Genomic DNA, 1,008 nt, shown 5'->3' on the forward strand with positions numbered 1-1,008 from the left:
AGAGCTCGGCCAGCCGATGACGGGCGGCGGCCAGGCGCGCGGCCGTCACACCGAGGAAGCGGCGGTGCAGCTCGAGCCCGAGATCGGGATCCTCGGCCATGAGCTTGTGGACGCGGGCCGCGTCCATCTCCACCGCGCGCAGGTCGTCGGCGGCAACCGCACCGAAGCGTGCGCGGCGCGTGCTGTCGGCCGGCGTCCGCGACCGGCCGGGCGGAAGCAGCCACGACCAGCCGACGACGGACCCGGGGCCGAGCCGCTCGATGACGACGTCGCCCCGGCCCGGCACGAAGAAGTCGATCGCGACGGCGCCGCCGTGGACCAGCCAGAACCGATCGGCGGGAGACCCTTCACGGCACAGGCGGCGCCCGGACGCCCGGTAGACCGGCCGGCCCGCCCACGACAGCCGGCGCGTCCAGTGCTCCGGCAGACCGGCCGTGAAGTCGTGCACCGAGATCAGGTCGAAGACTGACGGTGACATCATGTCCTCAGGCTGCCCCGGGCCGGCGCTCCCGCGTAGGGCCGAAGGCCTCGATCAGGCCGAGATCAGCTCCTCCCGGACGGCACCGCGGAACCGGCCGCAGTTGGTGCAGACCACAAAGGAGCGCGCGGGCCGCACCGGAAACAGCGGCACGAAGAAGAGACTGAACTTGGTCGTGCGCCGCACCAGCGTCTGCGCCGCCGTGGCGCCGCAGACCTCGCACCGCCCGAGCCGCGACCCTAGGAGCTTGTCCTTGCTGCGAATCCCGAAAATGAGGAACACCCCACCCACGGTACGGCCGACCGCCAACCCCCGCCCGACTTGCGTCCGCGCGTCTCTCCCTCGCGTCTCGCCCGCGCGTCTCTTCCTCGCGCTTCGCCCTTGCGCCTCGGCCTCGTGTCTCGCCCGCGCGTCTCGCCCGCGCGTCTCTTCCTCGCGCTTCGCCCTTGCGCCTCGGCCTCGTGTCTCGCCCTCGCACCTCGCCCTCGCGCCTCGGTCTCGTGTCTCGGTCTCGTGTCTCGGCCTCGCGT

Annotated in this window: 2 protein-coding genes; both read right to left on the bottom strand. The window is 72.8% G+C overall.

The genetic code is table 11. From position 1 onward, the window contains the following. A partial coding sequence (locus tag Ade02nite_RS14680; protein ID WP_239168754.1) for a Crp/Fnr family transcriptional regulator occupies positions 1-481 on the bottom strand: 481 nt, incomplete at its 3' end. A 51-nt stretch (positions 482-532) separates the two neighbouring features. Further along, positions 533-760 carry a zinc-ribbon domain-containing protein gene (locus Ade02nite_RS14685; RefSeq protein ID WP_203762355.1) on the bottom strand — a complete coding sequence of 76 codons (228 nt, stop codon included), beginning with the start codon at positions 758-760 and terminating at the stop codon, positions 533-535. Positions 761-1,008 lie beyond the last annotated feature (248 nt).

The organism is Paractinoplanes deccanensis (genome assembly GCF_016862115.1).
GTDB classification, from domain to species: domain Bacteria; phylum Actinomycetota; class Actinomycetes; order Mycobacteriales; family Micromonosporaceae; genus Actinoplanes; species Actinoplanes deccanensis.